Genomic DNA, 19,490 nt, shown 5'->3' on the forward strand with positions numbered 1-19,490 from the left:
CCGGCCCGCCGGTTCCCTACGCCTGACCCGCGACCGTCACCTCGGGCTCGTTCCGCACCGGGAAGTTGACCGAGTTGGCGATGAAGCAGGCCCGGTGCGCCTCCGCGTGCAGGGCGAGCGCCTTCTCCGCCATTCCCGCCTCGGCGACCTCCAGCCGCGGGTGCAGCACCACCGAGGTGAAGTGTCCGCCCTGCGGCGTCACGGCCATGGTGCCCACCGGCCGGTCGACGTACGAGGTCACCACGACCCCGTTCACCGCGCACAGGTGCAGGTACGAGAGCAGGTGGCACTGGGAGAGCGAGGCGAGCAGCAGTTGCTCCGGGTTCCAGCGGGCGGGGTCGCCGCGGAAGACGGGGTCGGCGGAGCCGGGGATGGTCGGCAGGCCCTCGGCCGACACCTCGACGTCGCGGGAGTAGGAGCGGTAGTCGCTGGTGCCGGTGCCCCGGTTGCCGGTCCAGCTGATCTCGGCGGTGTACGTGTGCTGCCTGGCCATGGGCGTACCTCCGTGGGAAGCGGGTTGCTGCCTGACAGTCAACCGCAGGAGGCTGCCGCGCGGGCTCAGTGCGGCGCGGTCACCCGCGCGAGGATCGCTTGGGTGCACTCACCCGGTGAGGCCTGCGAGGTGTCCACGACCAGGTCGTACGCGACGCCCTTGTGCACCGCCTCGGCCTGTGCGGCGGCCATCCCGGCGACCCGGTCGCCGCGTGCGGCCTCCCGGGCGGCGGCCACCTCGGGGGCGCAGTGCACGCCGACCCAGAGCACGTCCAGCCCCTCCAGCGCGCTCCGCCAGCGCTGCTGCGAGGCGGCCCCGCCGAGGAACACCTCGTCCACCACGATCCGCGCCCCGGCCCGGGCCATCGCCGCCACCCCGACCGTCCAGGCGGCGTCCAGCGCGGCGAAGACCGGCCCGACCTCGACCGTGCCGTCCCCGTCGTCGAGCCCGCCGATGCCCTCGCCGCCGGCCAGCAGCCACGGCGGCAGCGCGTCCACCATGGTGTCCGCGCCCAGGTGCAGCCAGGGCTCCGGCAGCCGTTCCTGAAGGGCGCGGGCGAGGCTCGACTTGCCGGAGCTGGAGCCGCCGTTGAGGACGATCACATGCATGCGCGCATCCTAGGAGCGCGTGCCCCGTCCTGTCCCGGCGTTAAACGCCGCCGCGGCCGCCGCGAACGAGGCGGCCAGTTCGGGCGCTCCGGCCCAGTGCAGGTGCAGGTACGAGGCGTGCACCCGGCCGCCCGTGAAGCCCTCGGTGCGCGGCCCGGTCGGAAGCCGCCAACCCCAGGCGGGGAGTTCGCCCGCGCCCGGCTCGCAGACCGTCCGGTGGAACTCGTGCCCGCGCACCCGGGTGCCGGCCGCGGCGAGCGGGGAGTCGTGCAGGGCGACGGCCTCGCGGTAGCCGAGGGTGAGGCGTTCGGTCATCCGGGCGGTGGTGTCCAGCACCCCGCACATCGGCAGTCCGTCCAACTCCCGTCCCAGATAGAGCAGTCCGGCGCACTCGGCGGCGACCGGCCCGCCCGAGGCGGCGAACTCCGCTATGGCCCGCCGCAGTTCGGCGTTCCCGCTCAACTCCCGTACGTACAGCTCGGGGAAGCCGCCGCCGATGACCAGCCCCGCCGTCCCCTCCGGCAGCGCCGAGGCGTGCAGCGGGTCGAACGGGACGACCTCCGCGCCCGCCGCGCCGAGCAGTTCGGCGTTCTCGGCGTACGAGAAGGAGAACGCGGCACCGCCCGCCACCGCGATCCGCGGCCGCCCGGCCACCGGCGCGACCTCGGCCGACGGATCCCAGGGTTCGGCGTCCAACGCCGGTGCCGTCCGGGCGAGTTCCAGCAGGGCGTCCAGGTCGACCGAGGAGGCGACCAGCTCGCCCATGTCCGCGACGGCCTTCAGCGCCTCCGCCGAGCGCTCCACCGCCGGGATCAGCCCCAGGTGCCGGGACGGCGTGGCGACCGCCGCCGATCGGCGCAGCGCGCCCAGTACCGGTACGCCGGAGCCCTCCTCCAGGGCCTCGCGCAGGAGCTGCTCGTGCCGGTCGGAGGCGACCCGGTTGAGGATCACCCCGGCGAGGCGCACCTGCGGGTCCCAGGAGGCGAAGCCGTGCACCAGCGCGGCCACCGACCGGGACTGCGAGGAGCCGTCCACCACCAGCACCACGGGTGCCCGCAGCAGCTTGGCGACGTGCGCCGTGGACGCCAACTCCCCGCGCCCGGAGGCCCCGTCGAACAGGCCCATGACCCCCTCGACCACCGCGACGTCCGCCCCGGCCGCGCCGTGCAGGAACAGCGGCGCGATCCGCTCCGGCCCGCACATGAAGGCGTCCAGGTTGCGGCCCGGACGCCCGGCGGCGAGCGCGTGGTAGCCCGGGTCGATGTAGTCCGGGCCGACCTTGTGCGGGGACACCGCCAGCCCGCGCGCGGCGAGCGCCGCGATCAGGCCGGTGGCGACGGTGGTCTTGCCCGCGCCCGAGGAGGGTGCGGCGATGACGAGGCGGGGGATGTTCACGTGCGCAGGCTCACCACTCGATACCGCGCTGGCCCTTGCGGCCGGCGTCCATGGGGTGCTTGACCTTGGTCATCTCGGTGACCAGGTCGGCGAAGTCGGTCAGCGCCTCGGGCGCGTACCGGCCGGTGATGATGACGTGCTGGCTGCCCGGGCGGTCCTTGAGCACCGACACCACCTCGTCCGGGTCGATCCACCCCCAGTGCATCGGGTAGGTGAACTCGTCCAGCACGTAGAAGCGGTAGGTCTCGGCGGCGAGGTCGCGCTTGACCTGCTCCCAGCCCTCCTTCGCCGCCTCCTCGCTGGACATCTCCTGCTCGGCGGAGCGCTGGATCCACGACCAGCCGGAGCCCATCTTGTGCCAGTCGACGGTGCCGCCCTCACCGGAGGCGCCGAGGGCGCGCAGCGCGTTCTCCTCGCCGACCTTCCACTTGGCGGACTTCACGAACTGGAACACCCCGACCGACCAGCCCTGGTTCCAGGCCCGCAGCGCCATGCCGAACGCGGCCGTGGACTTGCCCTTGCCGGGGCCGGTGTGCACGGCGGTGATCGGCTGCGTACGGCGCTGGCGGGTCGTCAGGCCGTCGTCAGGAACGCTCTCGGGGACACCCTTGGGCATGTCGGCTCAGGCCGCCTTTCGCATCGCGGTGGTGGATCGGTTCACGGAACGGCTCACGGAACGGCTCGCCGAACGGTTCTCGCGGACGAGCGAGGCCACGCCCTCGGCGCGCAGCTCGTCCAGACTGACGGCGCTGCCGCCGAGCAGCCCGGCCAGGGTACGGGCCAGGCCCAGGCGGACCGGCCCGGACTCGCAGTCCAGCACCACGCTCGCGGTGCCCTGCGCCGCGAACAGCGCGGCCGCGCGCTGCGACTGCGCGAGCGCGTCCCGCCCGCCGGTGGCCCGGCCGTCGGTCACCACGACCAGCAGCGGGCGCCGGTTCGGGTCGCGCAGCCGCTCCACCCGCAGCACCTCGTGCGCGCGCAGCAGGCCCGCGGCCAGCGGGGTCCGCCCGCCGGTGGGCAGCGACTCCAGTCGGGCCGCGCCGACCTCGACCGAGGAGGTGGGCGGCAGCGCCAGCTCGGCGCCCGCGCCCCGGAAGGTGATCATGCCGATCTTGTCCCGGCGCTGGTAGGCGTCCATCAGTAGCGACAGCACCGCGCCCTTGACGGCGGTCATCCGCTGCCGGGCGGCCATCGAGCCGGAGGCGTCCACCACGAACAGCACCAGGTTGGACTCCCGTCCCTGGCGCACCTGTTCGCGGAAGTCGTCCTTGTGCAGCACCAGCGCCCGGCCGTCCCGCCCGCGCGCCACCTGGTGCGGCGCGGCGGCCTGCAGGGTCGCGGTCAGGTGCAGCCGGCTCAGCGGGCCCTGCGGCCGCCGGGCGCGGATGGTGTGCCCGCCGGAGGTCTCGGCGGGGGAGCGGCGGCCCTGTGCGCCGTGGCCGGTGCCCCGTACGGTGAACAGCCGGGTCCGGTACGGATCGCCGGCCGCGACCGGCGCCGACTCCCGTGCGGGGGCGGGGTGCTGGGCCGGGACGGGCGGCTGCGCGGGCGCCTCGGCGTCCTCGGGGGCGGACGCCTCCGGGGTGCCGCCGTCGGACGGCTCGGGCGCGCCACCGCCGTCGGGCCCACCGCCGTCGGGGCCGCCGTCCGGGCCCTCCCCGTCCGGACCCGGGCCGTCGCCTTCGGGCTCCGGGCCGTCACCCTCGGGCTCCGGCTCCGGGTCCTCCGGCTGGGCGTGCTCCTCCAGCGTCCGGTCCAACTGCTCCTCGTCCAGCCCCGGAGCGTCGAACGGGTTGCGGCGGCGCCGGTGCGGCAGGGCCAGCTGGGCGGCCTTGCGGACGTCCTCCTCCAGCACCTCGGTGCGCCCCGCCCAGGCGGCCAGCGCGACCGCCGTGCGGGCCATCACGATGTCCGCGCGCAGCCCGTCCACCTCGAACGCCGCGCACACGGCGGTAATCTGACGCAGTGCCACATCCGTCAGCTCGACCTTGGGCAGCAACTCCCGGGCGGCGGTGATGTGTTCGGCGAGCTCCCGCTCCTCGGCCGCGAACCGGGCCGCGAAGCCGGCCGGGTCCGCGTCGTACGCGAGCCGGCGCCGGACCACCTCGGCGCGCTCGGCCGGGTCCCGGGTGGCGGCGATCTCGACGGTCAGGCCGAAGCGGTCGAGCAGTTGCGGCCGCAGCTCCCCCTCCTCCGGGTTCATCGTGCCGACCAGCAGGAAGCGCGCCGCGTGCCGCACCGACACGCCCTCGCGCTCCACGTACGAGCGGCCCATCGCGGCGGCGTCGAGCAGCAGGTCCACCACGTGGTCCTGGAGCAGGTTCACCTCGTCGATGTAGAGCACGCCGCGGTGCGCCTTGGCGAGCAGCCCGGGCTCGTACGCCTTGACGCCCTCGGCGAGCGCGCGCTCCAGGTCGAGCGAGCCGACGATCCGGTCCTCGGCCACGCCGACCGGCAACTCGACCAGCTGGGAAGGGCGTTCGTGACTCCCAAGGGAGGTGTGCGGCCCGTCCGGGCACTGCGGGTCCGGCGCGGCCGGGTCACAGGAGAAGCGGCAGCCGTCCACGGCGGCGATGGAGGGCAGCAGCCCGGCCAGCGCGCGCACCATGGTGGACTTCGCGGTGCCCTTCTCGCCGCGCACCAGCACGCCGCCCACGGCCGGGGAGACCGCGTTCAGCAGCAGCCCGAGCCGCAGGTCGGCCATGCCGACGATCGCGGTGAACGGATAGCGGACGTCAGTCATGCGTCACTCCCAGGTGCCCCGGGCGCCAGGAACGGCAGCGACCCGGCTGCCGGCACCCCGCCCTCGATCAGCTTCCACAGCGCGTCGGTGTCCGCGTGTTCCTCGATCAGGTCGCCCAGCCGGTCCAGCCGGGCCTCGCGTGCCTCGGCGAAGCAGGTGTCCGGCGCCGGGACGAACGCCCGGCCCGCCGACTCGGCGACCTCGCGCAGGAGTTCGCGGCGGAAGCCGTCGTTCTCCAGCGCGCCGTGCCAGGTGGTGCCCCAGACCGAGCCGACCCGGCAGCCGTCCAGGAAGGGGGTGCCCCCGTCGACGGCCACCACTCCGTGGTGGATCTCGTAGCCCTCGACCCGCTGTCCGTACGCCTCGCCGACCGGCCGCGCCAGCACCTTCTCGGCGCCGAAGCGCACCCTCGTCGGCAGCAGCCCGAGCGCGTCGACGACGCCCGCCCTGGACTCCACCTCGTCGTCGATCGAGCGCGCCAGCATCTGGTACCCGCCGCAGACCCCGAGGATCGGCAGCCCGGCCGCCGCCCGCGCCTTCAGCGCCGGCTCCAGGCCGCGTTCGCGCAGCCAGGCGAGGTCCGCCACGGTGGCCCGGGTGCCGGGCAGCACCACCAGGTCGGCGTCGGCCAGCTCCTCCGGCCGGGTCGCCCAGCGCACCAGCACGCCCGGCTCCTGCGCCAGCGCGTCCACGTCGGTGAAGTTGGACAGCCGGGGGAAGCGCACCACGGCCACCCGCAGCACGTCCGCCCCGAGCGGCCCGCGGCTGTCGACCCGGTCCACCACTGTCGACAGGTCGAGCGAGTCCTCGGCGTCCAGCCACAGGCCCGGCAGCATCGGCAGCGTGCCCAGCACCGGACGGCCGGTCAGCTCGTGCAGCATCTCCAGCCCGGGCGCCAGCAGCCGCGCGTCGCCGCGGAACTTGTTGACGAACCAGCCCGCCACGTGCCGCTGGTCCTCGGCCGACAGCAGCGCCAGCGTCCCGTACATCGCGGCGAAGACCCCGCCGCGGTCGATGTCGCCGACCACCACGACGGGCAGTCCGGCGGCAGTGGCCAGGCCCATGTTGGCGATGTCCCGGTCGCGCAGGTTGATCTCGGCGGGCGAGCCGGCGCCCTCGCAGACCACCACGTCGAAGCGGCGGCGCAGGTCCGCCAGGCACTCCAGGGAGCGTTCCAGCAGGACGGGCTTGCGCTCCCGGTAGTCCAGCGCGCCGACCTCGGCCACCGGCCGGCCGAGCAGCACCACCTGGCTGCGGCCGTCCGCGCCGGGCTTGAGCAGCACCGGGTTCATCGCCGCCTCCGGCTCCACCCGGGCGGCCTGGGCCTGCATCGCCTGGGCGCGGCCGATCTCGGCACCGTCGGCGGTGACGAAGGAGTTCAGCGACATGTTCTGCGCCTTGAACGGCGCGACCCGCACGCCCTGGCGGGCCAGCCAGCGGCAGATCCCGGCCGTCACCACACTCTTGCCCGCGTCCGAGGTCGTCCCGGCGACCAGCAGCGCGTTCGTCATGCCCCACCCCTCTTCATCAGGAGCCGCAGCAGGACGTGCCCCGCGACCGTCGTACCCAGCGCCAGCGCGCCCACCCGCCGGGACAGCGTGCAGGCCCGCTCGATGTCGTCCACCGTCACCGGCCGCAACTCCGCGCCCAGCACCGGCCGGTGCTCCACCCTTTCCCGTGGCTCCGCACTCGCCTCCGGGCGCTCGTGGTCCGGCGCCGACGTTCGCCCTCCTTGCCCGCCCTCGGGCAGGAGGGGCCCACCCTCCGGCGCTCTCTCCTGCGTCGGTCGCTTGTCGTTCGTCGCTTTCGGCACCGGCGCGCCCTTCGGCTCGTGCGGGTACCGGAGCGTGCCGCCCAGCCGCACGCCCACCGCGCCGGCGAAGGCCGACTCGGCCTGGCCCGCGTTCGGGCTCGGGTGCGCGGAGCGGTCCCGCCGCCAGACCCGCCAGGCGGTCCGGGGCTCGGGTGCGGCGGCCACCGTCAGCAGCGCGGTGAGCCGGGCGCCCGGCCAGCCGGCCACGTCGTCCAGCCGGGCCGAGGCCCAGCCGAAGCGGGCGTAGCGGGGCGAGCGGTGGCCCACCATCGCGTCCAGGGTGTTCACCGCGCGGAAGGCCAGCAGGCCCGGCGTGCCCGCCAGGGCGCCCCAGGTCAGCGCGTTCACCACGGCGTCGGCGGTGTTCTCGGCCACCGACTCGACCACGGCCCGGGCGATCTGCTGTTCGTCCAGCGCGCTCGGGTCCCGCCCGCACAGGTGTGGCAGCCGTTCCCGGGCAGCCGTCAGATCGCCCGCGGCGAGGGAGCGGCCGATGGTGCGCGCCTCCCGGGTCAGCGAGGTGCCGCCGAGTACCGTCCAGGTCGCCGCCGCGGCCAGTGCCGCCCGCCCCAGCGGACGGCGTCCCACCGTACGGTCCAGGGCCAGCGCGCCGGCCGTGACCGCGCCCACGCACAGCGCCGTGTACGCCGTCCCGGCCGTGCGGTCGTCGCGCCACAGGCGCCGTTCGAGGCGGGTCGCGGCGCTGCCGAAGAGCGCGACGGGGTGGCCGCGGCGGGGGTCGGCGAAGCGGGCGTCGACGGCGTAGCCCGCGACGGCGCCCAGCGCGAAGGCGGCGGCGCGGGTCAGCGGGCGCACGGCGGTGGGCAGCTCGGGGTCCGACGGGGCGGGGCAGGCTGCATCGCGTGCGTGTCCTCACTCAGGGTCCGCGCCCTGGATCGACGTACCGGGGGCGAGAGTCTCCTGGCTTCCGGGTCGGACGCACCCCCGGGCCTTCCAGCGGCTTCTGACGGCCCGCCGTGACACCTTCCGAGCGTGCTCCCCGGTGACAGTGGCGGGACCGCGCCGGATTCGCACCGGCTTCCTCTCCATGCCTCCGTTTGGCGCAAGGATCCCATCACGCGGCCGATCCACGCGTCAACCGAGGTCACGGAGGGGTTGGTCACACGGCGGCCGCACGGCGGCCGGGTGCCGTCACTGTGCGATCGCCCAGCGCGGCGGAGGGCCCGTCAGTCCCGCTTCGTGCGTTCCGGGGCTGGGGGCGCGCCGAGGGCCGCGCCTACCGTTCGGTGCCATGCGCCGCAGAAAGACCCCCGCCGCCGCCCCGCCCCCGGTGCCGTTCTCGCCCGAGGCCGCACGCGCCCACCGGGTCGGCCTCGGCCTGACCCCCGAACAGGTCGCCGAGGGCATGGCCGCCCACGGCGTACGGCTGCTGTTCGGCCACGTCCTCGCCTGGGAGAACGGCGACCTGAGGCCCGGCGAGGCCGAGCTCATCGCCCTCGCCCGCGCCCTCTGGTGCCCCGCCGCCGACCTGATGGGGGCCCGCCCGACGCGCCTGCGGGACCACCGCATCGCCCGCGAACTCGGCCAGGAGACCGTGGCCGAACGCGTCGGCATGTCCCTGCCCGCCTACCAGCAGGCCGAACTGACCGGCCACTGGGACGGCGACCCGGACCAGACCCACGCCCTCGCCCAGGTCCTCGGCCTGCGGCTGACCGAGCTGGTCGAGGCCACCGGCCGCGCCGAGGCCCTGGACCGGCTGCTGCGCCAGTGCGTCGCCGGCCGCTGGCAGCCCCATCTGCGCGCCCTCGCCCGTCTCGTCCCCGTCCCCGAGCCGGACCTCGCAGCCGTCCTCCCCGTCCTCCACCAGGAACACCACGTCCCCACCCACTGGGGCACCCCCAGCGTGCCCAGCGCCCCCGCCCCGCCGCTCACTCCCCGGTTCTGGCAGCTGCTCGCGGCCCAGCCGACGGCCGTTCCGGTCTGAGGCTCCTCTTCCCCCCGTGCCCCGGATGGCCCATTCCGGTGGCCTGGGGAGCACGACCCTGGTGAACTGGTGTACGAACACCGTCCGGGTCCGTGAAGCAGAGCGGGGAACGATATGCGTTGGCGAACCGCAGCGGTCGTGGCCGCCGCCGCCGTCGGGGCCGGGGCCGTCGTCCTGGTGATCGGCCGCCGGGCCTCCGAGCGGATGGTCCATCCGGGCGCGGGGCCGGGTGCGGGACCGGGTGCGGGGCCGGGGGTGGGGGTGGCCGTGCAGGAGTCCGGGCCCATCCTGGTGCAGAGCCTCGCCGCCGGCCGGGTCACCTTCACCCGCCGCCCCGAGAGCCTGCGGCGCGGCCGCTGGGCCGTCGAGTGGGAGGGCGGCGGGCACGCGGTGGTCGAGGAGATCCTGCACAGCGACGAGCAGGGCGTCACCCGGCGGCTGGTCCGCGCCGACCGGGGCACCCTCACGCCCGGCACCGAGGTGCACTTCACCCCCCGCGTGCTGCTCGGCGACCCCTCCGAGGCGCTCGGCCTGGCCTTCAGTGACACCAGCGCCGACGGCGAGCTGGGCGCCCTCCCGGCCTGGCACCTCGACGGCAAGCGCGGCACCTGGGTGATCCTCGTCCACGGCACCGAGGCCGACCGCCAGCAGACCCTCCCGGTCCTGCCCGTCCTCGACCGCCTCGGCCTGCCCGTCCTCGCCGTCACCTACCGCGGCGACGCGGGCGCCCCCGCCTCCCCGGACGGGTTGAGCCACTTCGGCGCGACCGAGTGGCGCGACGTCGAGTCGGCGATACGGCTGGCGCTCGACCACGGCGCGGGCCGGGTGATCCTGTACGGCTGGTCGTTGGGCGCCACCATGGTCCTGCACGCGGCGGCCCGCTCCGCGTGGGCGAACACCATCAGCGGGCTGATCCTCGACTCGCCCGTCCTCGACCTGCCCGCCTCCGCCCGCCGCGACGCCGCCCGGGCCGGCTTCACGGGCGTCGCCGCCGAGCTGGGCGCCCTGGCCGCCGAGGGTCGCACCGGCGTCGACCTCGCCGACTTCGCGCGGCTCGCCGAGGGCGCGGACCTGCACGCCCCCACGCTGGTGCTGCACAGCCCCAGCGACCGGATAGCCCCCTTCGGCGCCGCCCAGCGCCTCGCGGCCGCCCGCCCGGACGTGGTCAACCTGCAGGCCTTCCCGGGCGCCGACCACGCCGCCCTGTGGAACTCCGCCCCCGACCACTACACCGAACTCCTCCGTCGCTGGCTCACCCCCCTGCTCTGACCGCGCCTGCCCCGGCTTCGGGGGCCAAATCTTGGCCCTGTGGGTGAGGGTCGGCCCATCCGACTTCCCCCGCGACAGCCCACCCGACCGCCCGTTGCCGCCCCGGGAAGCACCACCGGCCCGGGGCGGCCGCGGCTCCGCCCTGCCGTCCGCGCGACCCCCGTTCGATTCGCTGTCCGGATCGCGCCCCCGGCGCGGCTCCCGCTCGCGCACCAGAAGTCGGCCCGGTCGACTTCCCGTGCCGAAACCTCCGTCCCCCGGCACATGCCGCCTGGCCGGATCCCCGCCCACCGCGCCTCCGCACACCCTCCGTACACGCCCGTCCGACACGCAGCGTGACCGGCCGAACGAGCACCGCGACGCCCGGCCGCAACCCTGGCATGGTCCCGCCACACGTTTCCAGCCAGGCGGTTTGCCACTGTTGCCCGATCTTGCGGAGGTGCCGTCCACGGTCTCCCGGTCGTACGGACAACCGGATGTGACAGAAGGCCGGTACAAGGGGAAGACTGCTCGACGTGACGTCTCGGAACCCGCGCGACCGTGATGCCCCGCTCCCGCCGACGATCGGTACCGGTGCGACGGTGACCCGTCTCCCGGGTACACCCCACCGGCCCTCCGGTGGCAGGCCGGGCGGGGCCGGTGTACCCCGGCGACGAGGGCCCGCGCCGGCGCCAGGGCGGGGCCGGGTTCCCGTGCCGGACGGCTTCCCCGCGCCGGCCGAGCTCGCACCGCTGGCCCGCCGGATGCTGGTGGACGCCGTCCGGATCGCCCGCTGGGCCGGGGAGCTGGACGAGGTCGACAAGCGCGGCGAGCTGCTCCCGGAGGACGCCCGCGCGGCGGGCCGGGCGCTGGCCATGACGGTCGGCGCCGCCGCCAAGGCCTGGGGGCAGGCGCTGCTGGTCGGCCTGGTGGAGGCCCGGGACGGCGGCGCTGGCCCCGGCTGGCGCCTGCACGCCTGGGAGCACGACGACGAGGCCGTGGTGCGCGGCTGGTCCGGGCTGTTCGACGCCTGGACGCTGCTCGCCCCGGTGCCGCCCGCCGCGCTGCGCGGGGTGTTCGCCGTCCTGGCCGGCCAGGCCGTGGACCAGGCCCCGCAGCTGCTGTCCTTCCTGCACCTGGTGGACGGCCCGGTGGCCGAGAGCGAGCTGCTGGAGCTGCTGCGCCGCGGCCTGGACGAGCGCCGGGTCGGTACCGGCCTCGGCGGCCCCGGCCTGTCGCCCGTCCCGCACGCCGCCTCGGCCGTCTCCGCCGTCCGCGGCACCTGCCGCGAGCCGCAGATCGACACCCCGGCCTCGCCCTCCGACGTGGCCGCCGTCCTGGACTGGATGCTGGACGGCCTGGCGGCGGTCGGCGCCGTGGTGCGCAGGAACGATGCCGCTGAGCTGTCCCCGCTGGGCCACTGGGCGGTGCGGGCGAAGCTGGAGGAGATCTGCACGGTCGCCCAGACCGCGGCCGGGCACATCGAGCAGAGCGCCTTCGAGCTGCTGAACGCCTGCGCGGACTACTCGCCGGGCCCGGCCCGGGCCGAGTTCCGCGCCTGGGTGGCGGCCCGTCCGGCGGACCGCGCGGTGGCCGAACTCCTGGAGGCGGCCCAGGGCGACGACGCGCTGGTGCGCGGCCTCGCCTTCGAGGCGCTGCGGGTGGCCGGGGGACCGGCCGAGCAGGCGGTGCGGGCCTCGGTGGACGAGCCGGTGCTGCGCCCGTACGCGCTGCTGTGGCTGGCGGAGCGCTCGGACGAGGGCGTCTCCCCGGCGGACGTGCTCGGTGCCGAGGACGCCGCCTGGCTGTGGGTGGACACCGCGGCCGCGGTGCTCGACCACGGCGAGACGGAGCTGCTGGTGGGCCACGTCGAGGGCGCCTCGGCGGGCGACCCGGTGCGGCTGTTCGCCCGGGCCCGGCAGTCGGGCCACCCGCGGGCGGCCTCCGTGCTGACCGCGGTCTCGGGCGTGCACCCGGACCCGGGCGTGGCCCGGGCGGCCCGCCGCTCCGCCTTCAGCGTCCACACCGGCGGTGCGTAGCCGCTCCGCCCACACCGGCGGTGCGTAGCGAACCCGGAAACGAGGAAGGGCCCGGAACCATCAGGTTCCGGGCCCTTCCCGTACGTCACGAAGCGGCTCAGCCGAGCCGCGACTCCGCCCGTCGGGCACGGACGTCGCCGACCTTCTGCCCGACCTTGCGCCGGATGACCAGCAGCGGCGCCATCGCCGCGAGCGTGATCTGGGCGAAGGCGCCGACGTGCATCAGGGTGTCGCCGCCGGGCAGGCCGGTGGCCCAGGCCGCCAGGCAGCCGATGGCGACGACCACCCAGCACAGCGTGGCGGTGGCCAGCAGCCCCTGCGGCTTCGGGTACTCGATCCGGCTGACCATGAGGTACGCGGCGCCGAAGATGGCGAGCAGACCGGGCAGGAACGGCGGGTCGAGCAGCACGATGGCGATGACCGTCATCGCGCCCATCGGGCAGGGCATGCCCTGGAACACCCCGGGCCGCATCTTGACGGCCGAGAACCGGGCCAGTCGCAGGACCACCGCGAGCAGCACGGTCAGTGCGATCAGCGCCGAGAGCGTCCGGTTGGACCCCTGCGAGACCATGCCCCAGACCGCGACGAAGTAGGCCGGCGCGATGCCGAAGCTGATCAGGTCGGCCAGGTTGTCGAGTTCCGCTCCGAGGGCGGAGGAGCGGAGCTTCCGCGCCACCAGGCCGTCGAAGAGGTCGCACATCGAGCCGATCAGCAGCAGCGTGACGGCGGTGGCCGCGCTGTGCCGGTCCGGAGCGGCGTCCGGGTTGGTGATGTGCGGGATCAGGACCCCGGTGGTGATCGAGTAGATCGCCAGGAAGCCGCAGACGGCGTTCCCCAGGGTCAGGAAGTCGGCGGTGGACAGGTGCTGCGGGGAGCGCGGGGCACGCAGCTCGCGGTCGCGCGCCCAGCGGCGACGGCGCAGGGCCGTCTCCTCGTCGTCCAGGCCGACGATTGTCTCAGGATCAGTCACGGTCAAGGCGCGTCACCCCGGCTGTGGTCTTCTGGCCGACCTCGACGCCGACCTCGACGCCGGCCGGCAGGTAGGTGTCGACCCGGGACCCGAACCGGATCAGACCGATCCGGTCACCCTGCTCGACCTTGGTTCCGGCGGCCACGTACGGCACGATGCGGCGGGCCACGGCCCCCGCGATCTGCACCATCTCGATGTCGCCGAGCTCGGTGTCGAAGTGCCAGACGACCCGCTCGTTCTGGTCGCTGTCCTTGTTGAACGCCGGCACGAAACCGCCCGCCACGTGCTCCACCGACGTCACCGTGCCCGGCAGGGGCGCGCGGTTGACGTGGACGTTGAGCGGGCTCATGAAGATCGCGACCCGGGTGCGGCCGTCCGGCCAGGCGTCGATGCTCTGCACCACGCCGTCGGCGGGGGAGATCACTCTGCCCGTGCCGATCTCACGCTCGGGGTCGCGGAAGAACCACAGCATGCCCGCGCTCAGTGCGCAGGCCGGAACCGCCGCCAGGGCCCACTTGCCGTTGCGCCGGGTGAGGGCGCTGGTCACGGCTGCGGTGGCGAGGGTGGGGACGAACCAGGGGGTGGCTCCGCGCGCGATGGTCACGCGGGGTCGCCGACCGGCCGTCGGGCCTGCGAGGGCATCGCGGTCCGTGACGGAGGTGTGAGGGGACGGGCTGATGGGCATCGAAGACCTTTGTCGCGGGGGATCATGGCCGCTGGACGGGGGCCACCGCGGAATCGGTAATAGAGGGACGGCTTGCTGTCCCGGTGGATGCTATCGGGAGCACACGGTGGGTGGGCAACCCGCCTGCTCGTTCATGTGTCCGGTGGGAGCGCATACGCGCGTCCCACCTGTACGACCGTAGCTCGCCCCGGTCCGGTTCCCAAGGGACCCGGCGAGGCTGGTGACACTTGTCTCAACAGGGGGCGCGCTCGGAACCCGGAAGGGGACACGGTCCGTAGCGGCCGGAAGAAGCTGTACGGAAGCGGCCGCAGGGCGCGTCGCTGCAGCTGTACGCCCTGCGGCCGCTTTCCGGAGGGCCGTGCCGGGCCCCGGCGGACCAGGCCGGGCCCGTGACGGTGCACGGCGCTCTGCCGGGACGGGCCCGCACGCCCGTCGACCGGCGGTTCGAGAGGGGGCCGTCCGTCCGTGCCGTCGGTTCACGACGTCGGGCAACGCGGACGGCCCCACGATCACTCGGCGATCCGGTACTCCTCCAGGAGCCGGCGGCCGACGATCATCTTCTGGATCTCCGCAGTTCCTTCACCGATGAGCAGCATCGGGGCCTCGCGGTAGAGGCGCTCGATCTCGTACTCCTTGGAGAAGCCGTAGCCGCCGTGGATCCGGAAGGCGTCCTCGACGACCTCCTTGCAGTACTCGGAGGCCAGGTACTTGGCCATGCCGGCCTCGAGGTCGTTGCGCTCGCCGCTGTCCTTCTTGCGGGCGGCCATCACCATCATCTGGTGGGCGGCCTCGACCTTGGTGGCCATCTCGGCGAGCTTGAACTGGATCGCCTGGTGCTCGGCGATCTTCTTGCCGAAGGTGGAGCGCTGCTGGGCGTAGGAGATGCCCAGCTCGAAGGCGCGGCGGGCGACGCCGCAGCCGCGGGCGGCGACGTTGACGCGGCCGACCTCGACGCCATCCATCATCTGGTAGAAGCCGCGGCCCGGGACGCCGCCGAGGATGCGGTCGGCCGGGAGCCGGACGTCCTGCAGGACCAGCTCGGTGGTGTCGACGCCCTTGTAGCCCATCTTCTCGATCTTCCCGGGCACGGTCAGGCCGGGGACGGTCGGGTTCGGGCCGAAACCGGCCGTCTTCTCGATCAGGAAGGTGGTCATGTTCTTGTACGGGGTGTTGCCGCCCTCGTCGGTCTTGCACAGGACCGCGACCAGGGTGGAGGTGCCGCCGTTGGTGAGCCACATCTTCTGGCCGTTGAGGACGTAGAAGTCGCCGTCCTTGACGCCCTTGGTGGAGATGGCCGAAACGTCGGAGCCGAGGCCGGGCTCGGACATCGAGAAGGCGCCGCGGATTTCGCCGGCGGCCATCTTCGGCAGGAAGTAGTCCTTCTGCTCCTGGGTGCCGTGGGCGTTGATCATGTGCGCCACGATGAAGTGGGTGTTCACGATGCCGGAGACCGACATCCAGCCGCGGGCGATCTCCTCGACCACCAGGGCGTAGGTGAGCAGGGACTCGCCGAGGCCGCCGTACTCCTCGGGGATGGTGAGGCCGAAGAGCCCGAGCTGCTTCATGCCCTCGACGATGGCGGTCGGGTACTCGTCCTTGTGCTCCAGCTCGGTCGCGACCGGAATGATCTCCTTGTCGACGAAATCCCGCACGGTGGCGAGGATGTCCCGCTGGATCTCGGTGAGGCCGTCGGTCTGTGCGAGGCGTCCCATCGTGCGGCTCCGGAAGGTCTAAAGAGGGCGGGGGGGGGATTTCCGGGGGCCCTGCCGGCGTGGCTGCGGCAGCAGGGCCCCCGACCGGGTGGGGGTCGGCCGATGACGGCGGCCTCCCCGTCCGGGGTCTCTATGAAGGAGGGGGTTCAGGAAAGCGGCTCGGGGCGCCCCGGCTGCTCGCCGCCGCGCTCCTTGATGTACGTCGCGGTCGGCACCATCACCTTGCGGCGGAAGATGCAGACGACCGTGCCGTCCTGCTTGTACCCCTTGGTCTCGACGTAGACGATGCCGCGGTCGTCCTTGGACTTGGACGGCCACTTGTCGAGGACGGTGGTCTCGCCGTAGATGGTGTCGCCGTGGAAGGTCGGCGCGATGTGGCGCAGCGACTCGATCTCCAGGTTGGCGATCGCCTTGCCGGAGACGTCCGGGACGGACATGCCGAGCAGCAGCGAGTAGATGTAGTTGCCCACCACGACGTTCTTGCCGAAGTCCGTCGTCTTCTCCGCATAGTTGGTGTCCATGTGGAGCGGGTGGTGGTTCATGGTGAGCAGGCAGAAGAGGTGGTCGTCGTACTCGGTGACGGTCTTCCCGGGCCAGTGCTTGTAGACCGCGCCGACCTCGAACTCCTCGTAGGTGCGTCCGAACTGCATGGCCTTACGCCTCCGCCTTCTTGTCAGTGTCGGGCAGTTCGAACTTGGTGGTGCGCTCCATGCCGGCGGCCCGGCCCTTGCCGGCGACGACCAGGGCCATCTTGCGGCTGGCCTCGTCGATCATCTCGTCGCCGAGCATCGCGGAGCCCTTGGCGCCGCCCGCCTCGGAGGTGCAGTAGTCGTACGCGTCGAGGATCAGCTCGGCGTGGTCGTAGTCCTCCTGCGAGGGCGAGTAGATCTCGTTCGCGGCGGCGACCTGATCCGGGTGCAGCACCCACTTGCCGTCGAAGCCGAGGGCGGCGGAGCGGCCGGCCACCTCGCGGTAGCCCTCCTGGTTGCGGATCTGCAGGTACGGGCCGTCGATCGCCTGCAGGTCGTTGGCGCGGGCGGCCATCAGGATGCGCATCAGGATGTAGTGGTAGGCGTCGGCCGGGTAGCCGGGCGGCTGCTCGCCGACCACCAGGGACTTCATGTTGATCGAGGCCATGAAGTCGGCGGGGCCGAAGATGATGGTCTCCAGCCGGGGCGAGGCCTCGGCGATGGCGTCGACGTTGATCAGGCCCTTGGCGTTCTCGATCTGCGCCTCGATGCCGATCTTGCCGACCTCGAAGCCCATGGTCTTCTCGATCTGGGTGAGCAGCAGGTCGAGCGCCTTGACCTGCTCGGCGTCCTGGACCTTGGGGAGCATGATGCAGTCCAGGTTCGGGCCGGCGCCCTCGACCACGGTGATCACGTCGCGGTAGGTCCAGTGGGTGGTCCAGTCGTTGACCCGGACGACCTTGGTCTTGTTGCCCCAGTCGCCGTTGTTCAGCGCGTCGACGATGTTGTGGCGGGCACTCTCCTTGACCAGGGGGGCGCAGGCGTCCTCCAGGTCGAGGAAGACCTGGTCGGCCGGCAGGCCCTGGGCCTTCTCCAGGAAGCGCGGGTTGCTGCCCGGTACGGCGAGGCAGGAGCGGCGCGGGCGCAGACGGCGGCTCGAAATGTCGCTGGCGGTAGTCATGAGGGTGGTTCAGTTCCTTCCCAGTGGTCAGCTGGTCAGCTGGTCAGTTCGCGGCCGGGGTCGGTGCGGGCGTCCACGGCTGGAGCCTGTTGGCCAGCCGGATCTCGTCCACGATCCGGCCGATGATGGTCGTGATGCCGAAGTCCTTCGGGGTGAACACGGCGGCGACGCCGGCGGCCTTGAGGGCCTCGCCGTCCGCTGCCGGGATGATGCCACCCACGATCACCGGAACATCCTCCACCCCGGTGCGGCGCAGCCGCTTCAGGACGTCGGGCACCAGCTCGGCGTGGGCGCCCGAGAGGATGGACAGGCCCACGCAGTGCACGTCCTCCGCGACGGCGGCGGAGACGATCTGCTCCGGGGTGAGCCGGATGCCTTGGTAGATCACCTCGAACCCGGCGTCGCGAGCGCGGACGGCGATCTGCTCGGCACCGTTGGAGTGCCCGTCCAGGCCGGGCTTGCCGACCAGCAGGCGCAGCTTGCCGGCGCCCAGCTCCTCGGCGGTGGCGGCGACCGCGGCGCGGACCTGCTCCAGCTCCCCGCCGGGCTCGGCGGCCACCGCGACGGGCGCGCCGCCCACGCCGGTGGGGGCGCGGTACTCGCCGAACACCTCGCGCAGGGCGAAGGACCACTCGCCGGTGGTGACCCCGGCCCGGGCGCAGGCGAGCGTGGCCGGCATCAGGTTGGCCCCGGTGGCGGCGACGGCCTTGAGCTCGGCCAGCGCCTCCTGGGCGGCGGACTCGTCGCGCTGTCCGCGCCAGGCCTCCAGGGCGGCCAGCACGGAGTGCTCGGAGGCCGGGTCGACCACCATGATCGCGGTGCCGAGGTCGGCGGTGAGCGGGCTGGGCTCGGTGGTGTCGAAGCAGTTGACCCCGACGATCTTGTCCTCGCCGGACTCGATCCGGGCCCGGCGGGCGGCGTGCGAGGCGACCAGGTTGGACTTGAGGTAGCCGGACTCGACGGCCGGGATCACCCCGCCCATCTCCAGCACCTTGGCGATCTCCGCCTCGGCACCGGCCAGCAGCGCGGCGGTCTTGGCCTCGATCACCTCGGAGCCGTTGAAGATGTCGCCGTACTCCAGCAGGTCCGACTCGTAGGCCAGCACCTGCTGGATCCGCAGCGACCACTGCTGGTCCCACGGGCGGGGCAGGCCGAGCGCCTCGTTCCAGGCGGGCAGCTGGACGGCCCGGGCGCGGGCGTCCTTGGAGAGGGTGACGGCCAGCATCTCCAGGACGATCCGCTGGACGTTGTTCTCCGGCTGCGCCTCGGTCAGGCCCAGTGAGTTGACCTGGACGCCGTAGCGGAAGCGGCGCTGCTTGGGGTCGGTGACGCCGTAGCGCTCCAGCGTGACCTTCTCCCAGAGCCGGGCGAAGGCGCGCATCTTGCACATCTCCTCGACGAAGCGCACGCCGGCGTTCACGAAGAAGGAGATCCGGGCGACCACGTCGCCCATCCGCTCGGCGGGCACCTGGCCGGAGTCGCGGACCGCGTCGAGCACCGAGATGGCGGTGCACATCGCGTAGGCGATCTCCTGGACGGGCGTGGCGCCCGCCTCCTGCAGGTGGTAGCTGCAGATGTTGATCGGGTTCCACTTGGGGATGTTGCCGACCGTGTAGGCGATCATGTCGGTGATCAGTCGCACCGAGGGGCCGGGCGGGAAGACGTGCGTCCCGCGCGACAGGTACTCCTTGACGATGTCGTTCTGGGTGGTGCCGGTGAGCTTGGCGATGTCGGCGCCCTGCTCCTCGGCGACCACCTGGTAGAGCGCCAGCAGCCACATCGCGGTGGCGTTGATCGTCATGGAGGTGTTGGTCTGTTCGAGCGGGATGCCGTCGAACAGGGTGCGCATGTCGCCGACGTGGCCCACCGGGACGCCGACCCGGCCCACCTCGCCGCGGGCGAGGATGTGGTCGGAGTCGTAGCCGGTCTGGGTCGGCAGGTCGAAGGCGACGGACAGGCCGGTCTGGCCCTTCGCCAGGTTCCGCCGGTAGAGCGCGTTGGAGTCGCTCGCGGTGGAGTGGCCGGCGTAGGTGCGCATCAGCCAGGGGCGGTCGCGCTTCTGAGGCTCGGTCATCGGATCCGTCTCACACGTTCCGGAAGCGGTTGATGGCGGGCAGGTGCTTCTCGCGCAGTTCGTGGTCGCGGACGCCCAGGCCCTCTTCCGGGGCCAGGCAGAGCACGCCGACCTT

General features: G+C 73.6%; 16 protein-coding genes and 1 riboswitch. Of the genes, 3 read left to right on the forward strand and 13 right to left on the reverse strand.

Translation table 11 applies throughout. The annotated features are described in order from the left end of the window. Window positions 1–16 precede the first annotated feature (16 nt). From ACGF12_RS26365 to ACGF12_RS26395, 7 genes are all read right to left on the reverse strand, one after another. Window positions 17–493 (reverse strand): OsmC family protein, encoded by a 477-nt coding sequence (locus ACGF12_RS26365; RefSeq protein WP_393034835.1) that lies wholly within the window; start codon window positions 491–493, stop codon window positions 17–19. A gap of 65 nt (window positions 494–558) precedes the next feature. Next, window positions 559–1,101, reverse strand: coding sequence for a chloramphenicol phosphotransferase CPT (cpt, locus tag ACGF12_RS26370; protein ID WP_393034838.1), 543 nt, complete (start codon window positions 1,099–1,101; stop codon window positions 559–561). Between the two features lie 9 nt (window positions 1,102–1,110). Further along, on the reverse strand, window positions 1,111–2,496 hold the full coding sequence (locus ACGF12_RS26375; RefSeq protein ID WP_393034841.1) for a cobyrinate a,c-diamide synthase: 1,386 nt from the start codon (window positions 2,494–2,496) through the stop codon (window positions 1,111–1,113). Between the two features lie 10 nt (window positions 2,497–2,506). Next, window positions 2,507–3,112: a cob(I)yrinic acid a,c-diamide adenosyltransferase gene (cobO, locus tag ACGF12_RS26380; protein ID WP_393034845.1), complete on the reverse strand. Its 606-nt coding sequence runs from the start codon at window positions 3,110–3,112 to the stop codon at window positions 2,507–2,509. A gap of 6 nt (window positions 3,113–3,118) precedes the next feature. After that, complete coding sequence (locus ACGF12_RS26385; protein WP_393034847.1) at window positions 3,119–5,239, reverse strand: putative cobaltochelatase; 2,121 nt, start codon at window positions 5,237–5,239, stop codon at window positions 3,119–3,121. Beyond that, the gene (locus tag ACGF12_RS26390; protein WP_393034850.1) at window positions 5,236–6,750 is read right to left on the reverse strand and encodes a cobyric acid synthase; all 1,515 of its coding nucleotides are present in this window, start codon (window positions 6,748–6,750) and stop codon (window positions 5,236–5,238) included. Before ACGF12_RS26390 ends, ACGF12_RS26385 begins: the two co-directional genes overlap by 4 nt. Next, window positions 6,747–7,868 (reverse strand): cobalamin biosynthesis protein, encoded by a 1,122-nt coding sequence (locus tag ACGF12_RS26395; RefSeq protein WP_393034853.1) that lies wholly within the window; start codon window positions 7,866–7,868, stop codon window positions 6,747–6,749. The genes ACGF12_RS26390 and ACGF12_RS26395 overlap by 4 nt, the downstream gene beginning before the upstream one ends. Before the next feature lie 98 nt (window positions 7,869–7,966). Continuing rightward, window positions 7,967–8,098: riboswitch (cobalamin riboswitch) on the reverse strand. A gap of 206 nt (window positions 8,099–8,304) precedes the next feature. On the opposite strand from ACGF12_RS26395, the gene ACGF12_RS26400 reads away from it, so the two are divergent. The 3 genes from ACGF12_RS26400 to ACGF12_RS26410 all read left to right on the forward strand — a co-directional run bounded on the left by ACGF12_RS26400 (window position 8,305) and on the right by ACGF12_RS26410 (window position 12,284). Next, the gene (locus tag ACGF12_RS26400) at window positions 8,305–8,997 is read left to right on the forward strand and encodes a helix-turn-helix domain-containing protein (RefSeq protein WP_393034856.1); all 693 of its coding nucleotides are present in this window, start codon (window positions 8,305–8,307) and stop codon (window positions 8,995–8,997) included. A gap of 114 nt (window positions 8,998–9,111) precedes the next feature. Next, entirely contained in the window at window positions 9,112–10,266 is a 1,155-nt protein-coding gene (locus ACGF12_RS26405) for an alpha/beta hydrolase family protein (RefSeq protein WP_393034859.1), read from the forward strand. Between the two features lie 692 nt (window positions 10,267–10,958). Continuing rightward, window positions 10,959–12,284, forward strand: coding sequence for a hypothetical protein (locus tag ACGF12_RS26410; protein WP_387618198.1), 1,326 nt, complete (start codon window positions 10,959–10,961; stop codon window positions 12,282–12,284). A 97-nt stretch (window positions 12,285–12,381) separates the two neighbouring features. On the opposite strand, the gene ACGF12_RS26415 is transcribed toward ACGF12_RS26410, so the two are convergent. From ACGF12_RS26415 to ACGF12_RS26440, 6 genes are all read right to left on the reverse strand, one after another. Beyond that, window positions 12,382–13,260 (reverse strand): phosphatidylcholine/phosphatidylserine synthase, encoded by an 879-nt coding sequence (locus ACGF12_RS26415; protein WP_030285592.1) that lies wholly within the window; start codon window positions 13,258–13,260, stop codon window positions 12,382–12,384. Further along, complete coding sequence (locus tag ACGF12_RS26420; protein ID WP_387618195.1) at window positions 13,247–13,939, reverse strand: phosphatidylserine decarboxylase; 693 nt, start codon at window positions 13,937–13,939, stop codon at window positions 13,247–13,249. Before ACGF12_RS26420 ends, ACGF12_RS26415 begins: the two co-directional genes overlap by 14 nt. 509 nt (window positions 13,940–14,448) lie before the next feature. Next, entirely contained in the window at window positions 14,449–15,651 is a 1,203-nt protein-coding gene (locus ACGF12_RS26425) for an acyl-CoA dehydrogenase family protein (protein ID WP_393034864.1), read from the reverse strand. Window positions 15,652–15,797: 146 nt separating this feature from the next. Beyond that, complete coding sequence (locus ACGF12_RS26430) at window positions 15,798–16,301, reverse strand: MaoC family dehydratase (RefSeq protein ID WP_355674794.1); 504 nt, start codon at window positions 16,299–16,301, stop codon at window positions 15,798–15,800. 4 nt (window positions 16,302–16,305) lie between these two features. Next, on the reverse strand, window positions 16,306–17,301 hold the full coding sequence (locus ACGF12_RS26435) for an HpcH/HpaI aldolase/citrate lyase family protein (RefSeq protein ID WP_393034867.1): 996 nt from the start codon (window positions 17,299–17,301) through the stop codon (window positions 16,306–16,308). Between the two features lie 43 nt (window positions 17,302–17,344). After that, window positions 17,345–19,375, reverse strand: a complete 2,031-nt coding sequence (locus ACGF12_RS26440; RefSeq protein ID WP_393034869.1) for a protein meaA — start codon at window positions 19,373–19,375, stop codon at window positions 17,345–17,347. Between the last annotated feature and the right edge of the window lie 115 nt (window positions 19,376–19,490).

It is taken from the genome of Kitasatospora sp. NPDC048296, assembly GCF_043201815.1.
GTDB lineage: Bacteria > Actinomycetota > Actinomycetes > Streptomycetales > Streptomycetaceae > Kitasatospora.

Coding starts and splice junctions, on each gene's coding strand:
- ACGF12_RS26400 (WP_393034856.1), top strand. CDS start 8,305: ATGCGCCGCAGAAAGACCCCCGCCGCCGCCCCGCCCCCGGTGCCGTTC.
- ACGF12_RS26385 (WP_393034847.1), bottom strand. CDS start 5,239: ATGACTGACGTCCGCTATCCGTTCACCGCGATCGTCGGCATGGCCGAC.
- ACGF12_RS26405 (WP_393034859.1), top strand. CDS start 9,112: ATGCGTTGGCGAACCGCAGCGGTCGTGGCCGCCGCCGCCGTCGGGGCC.
- ACGF12_RS26390 (WP_393034850.1), bottom strand. CDS start 6,750: ATGACGAACGCGCTGCTGGTCGCCGGGACGACCTCGGACGCGGGCAAG.
- ACGF12_RS26420 (WP_387618195.1), bottom strand. CDS start 13,939: ATGCCCATCAGCCCGTCCCCTCACACCTCCGTCACGGACCGCGATGCC.
- ACGF12_RS26365 (WP_393034835.1), bottom strand. CDS start 493: ATGGCCAGGCAGCACACGTACACCGCCGAGATCAGCTGGACCGGCAAC.
- cpt (WP_393034838.1), bottom strand. CDS start 1,101: ATGCATGTGATCGTCCTCAACGGCGGCTCCAGCTCCGGCAAGTCGAGC.
- ACGF12_RS26430 (WP_355674794.1), bottom strand. CDS start 16,301: ATGCAGTTCGGACGCACCTACGAGGAGTTCGAGGTCGGCGCGGTCTAC.
- ACGF12_RS26425 (WP_393034864.1), bottom strand. CDS start 15,651: ATGGGACGCCTCGCACAGACCGACGGCCTCACCGAGATCCAGCGGGAC.
- ACGF12_RS26440 (WP_393034869.1), bottom strand. CDS start 19,375: ATGACCGAGCCTCAGAAGCGCGACCGCCCCTGGCTGATGCGCACCTAC.
- ACGF12_RS26435 (WP_393034867.1), bottom strand. CDS start 17,301: ATGACTACCGCCAGCGACATTTCGAGCCGCCGTCTGCGCCCGCGCCGC.
- cobO (WP_393034845.1), bottom strand. CDS start 3,112: ATGCCCAAGGGTGTCCCCGAGAGCGTTCCTGACGACGGCCTGACGACC.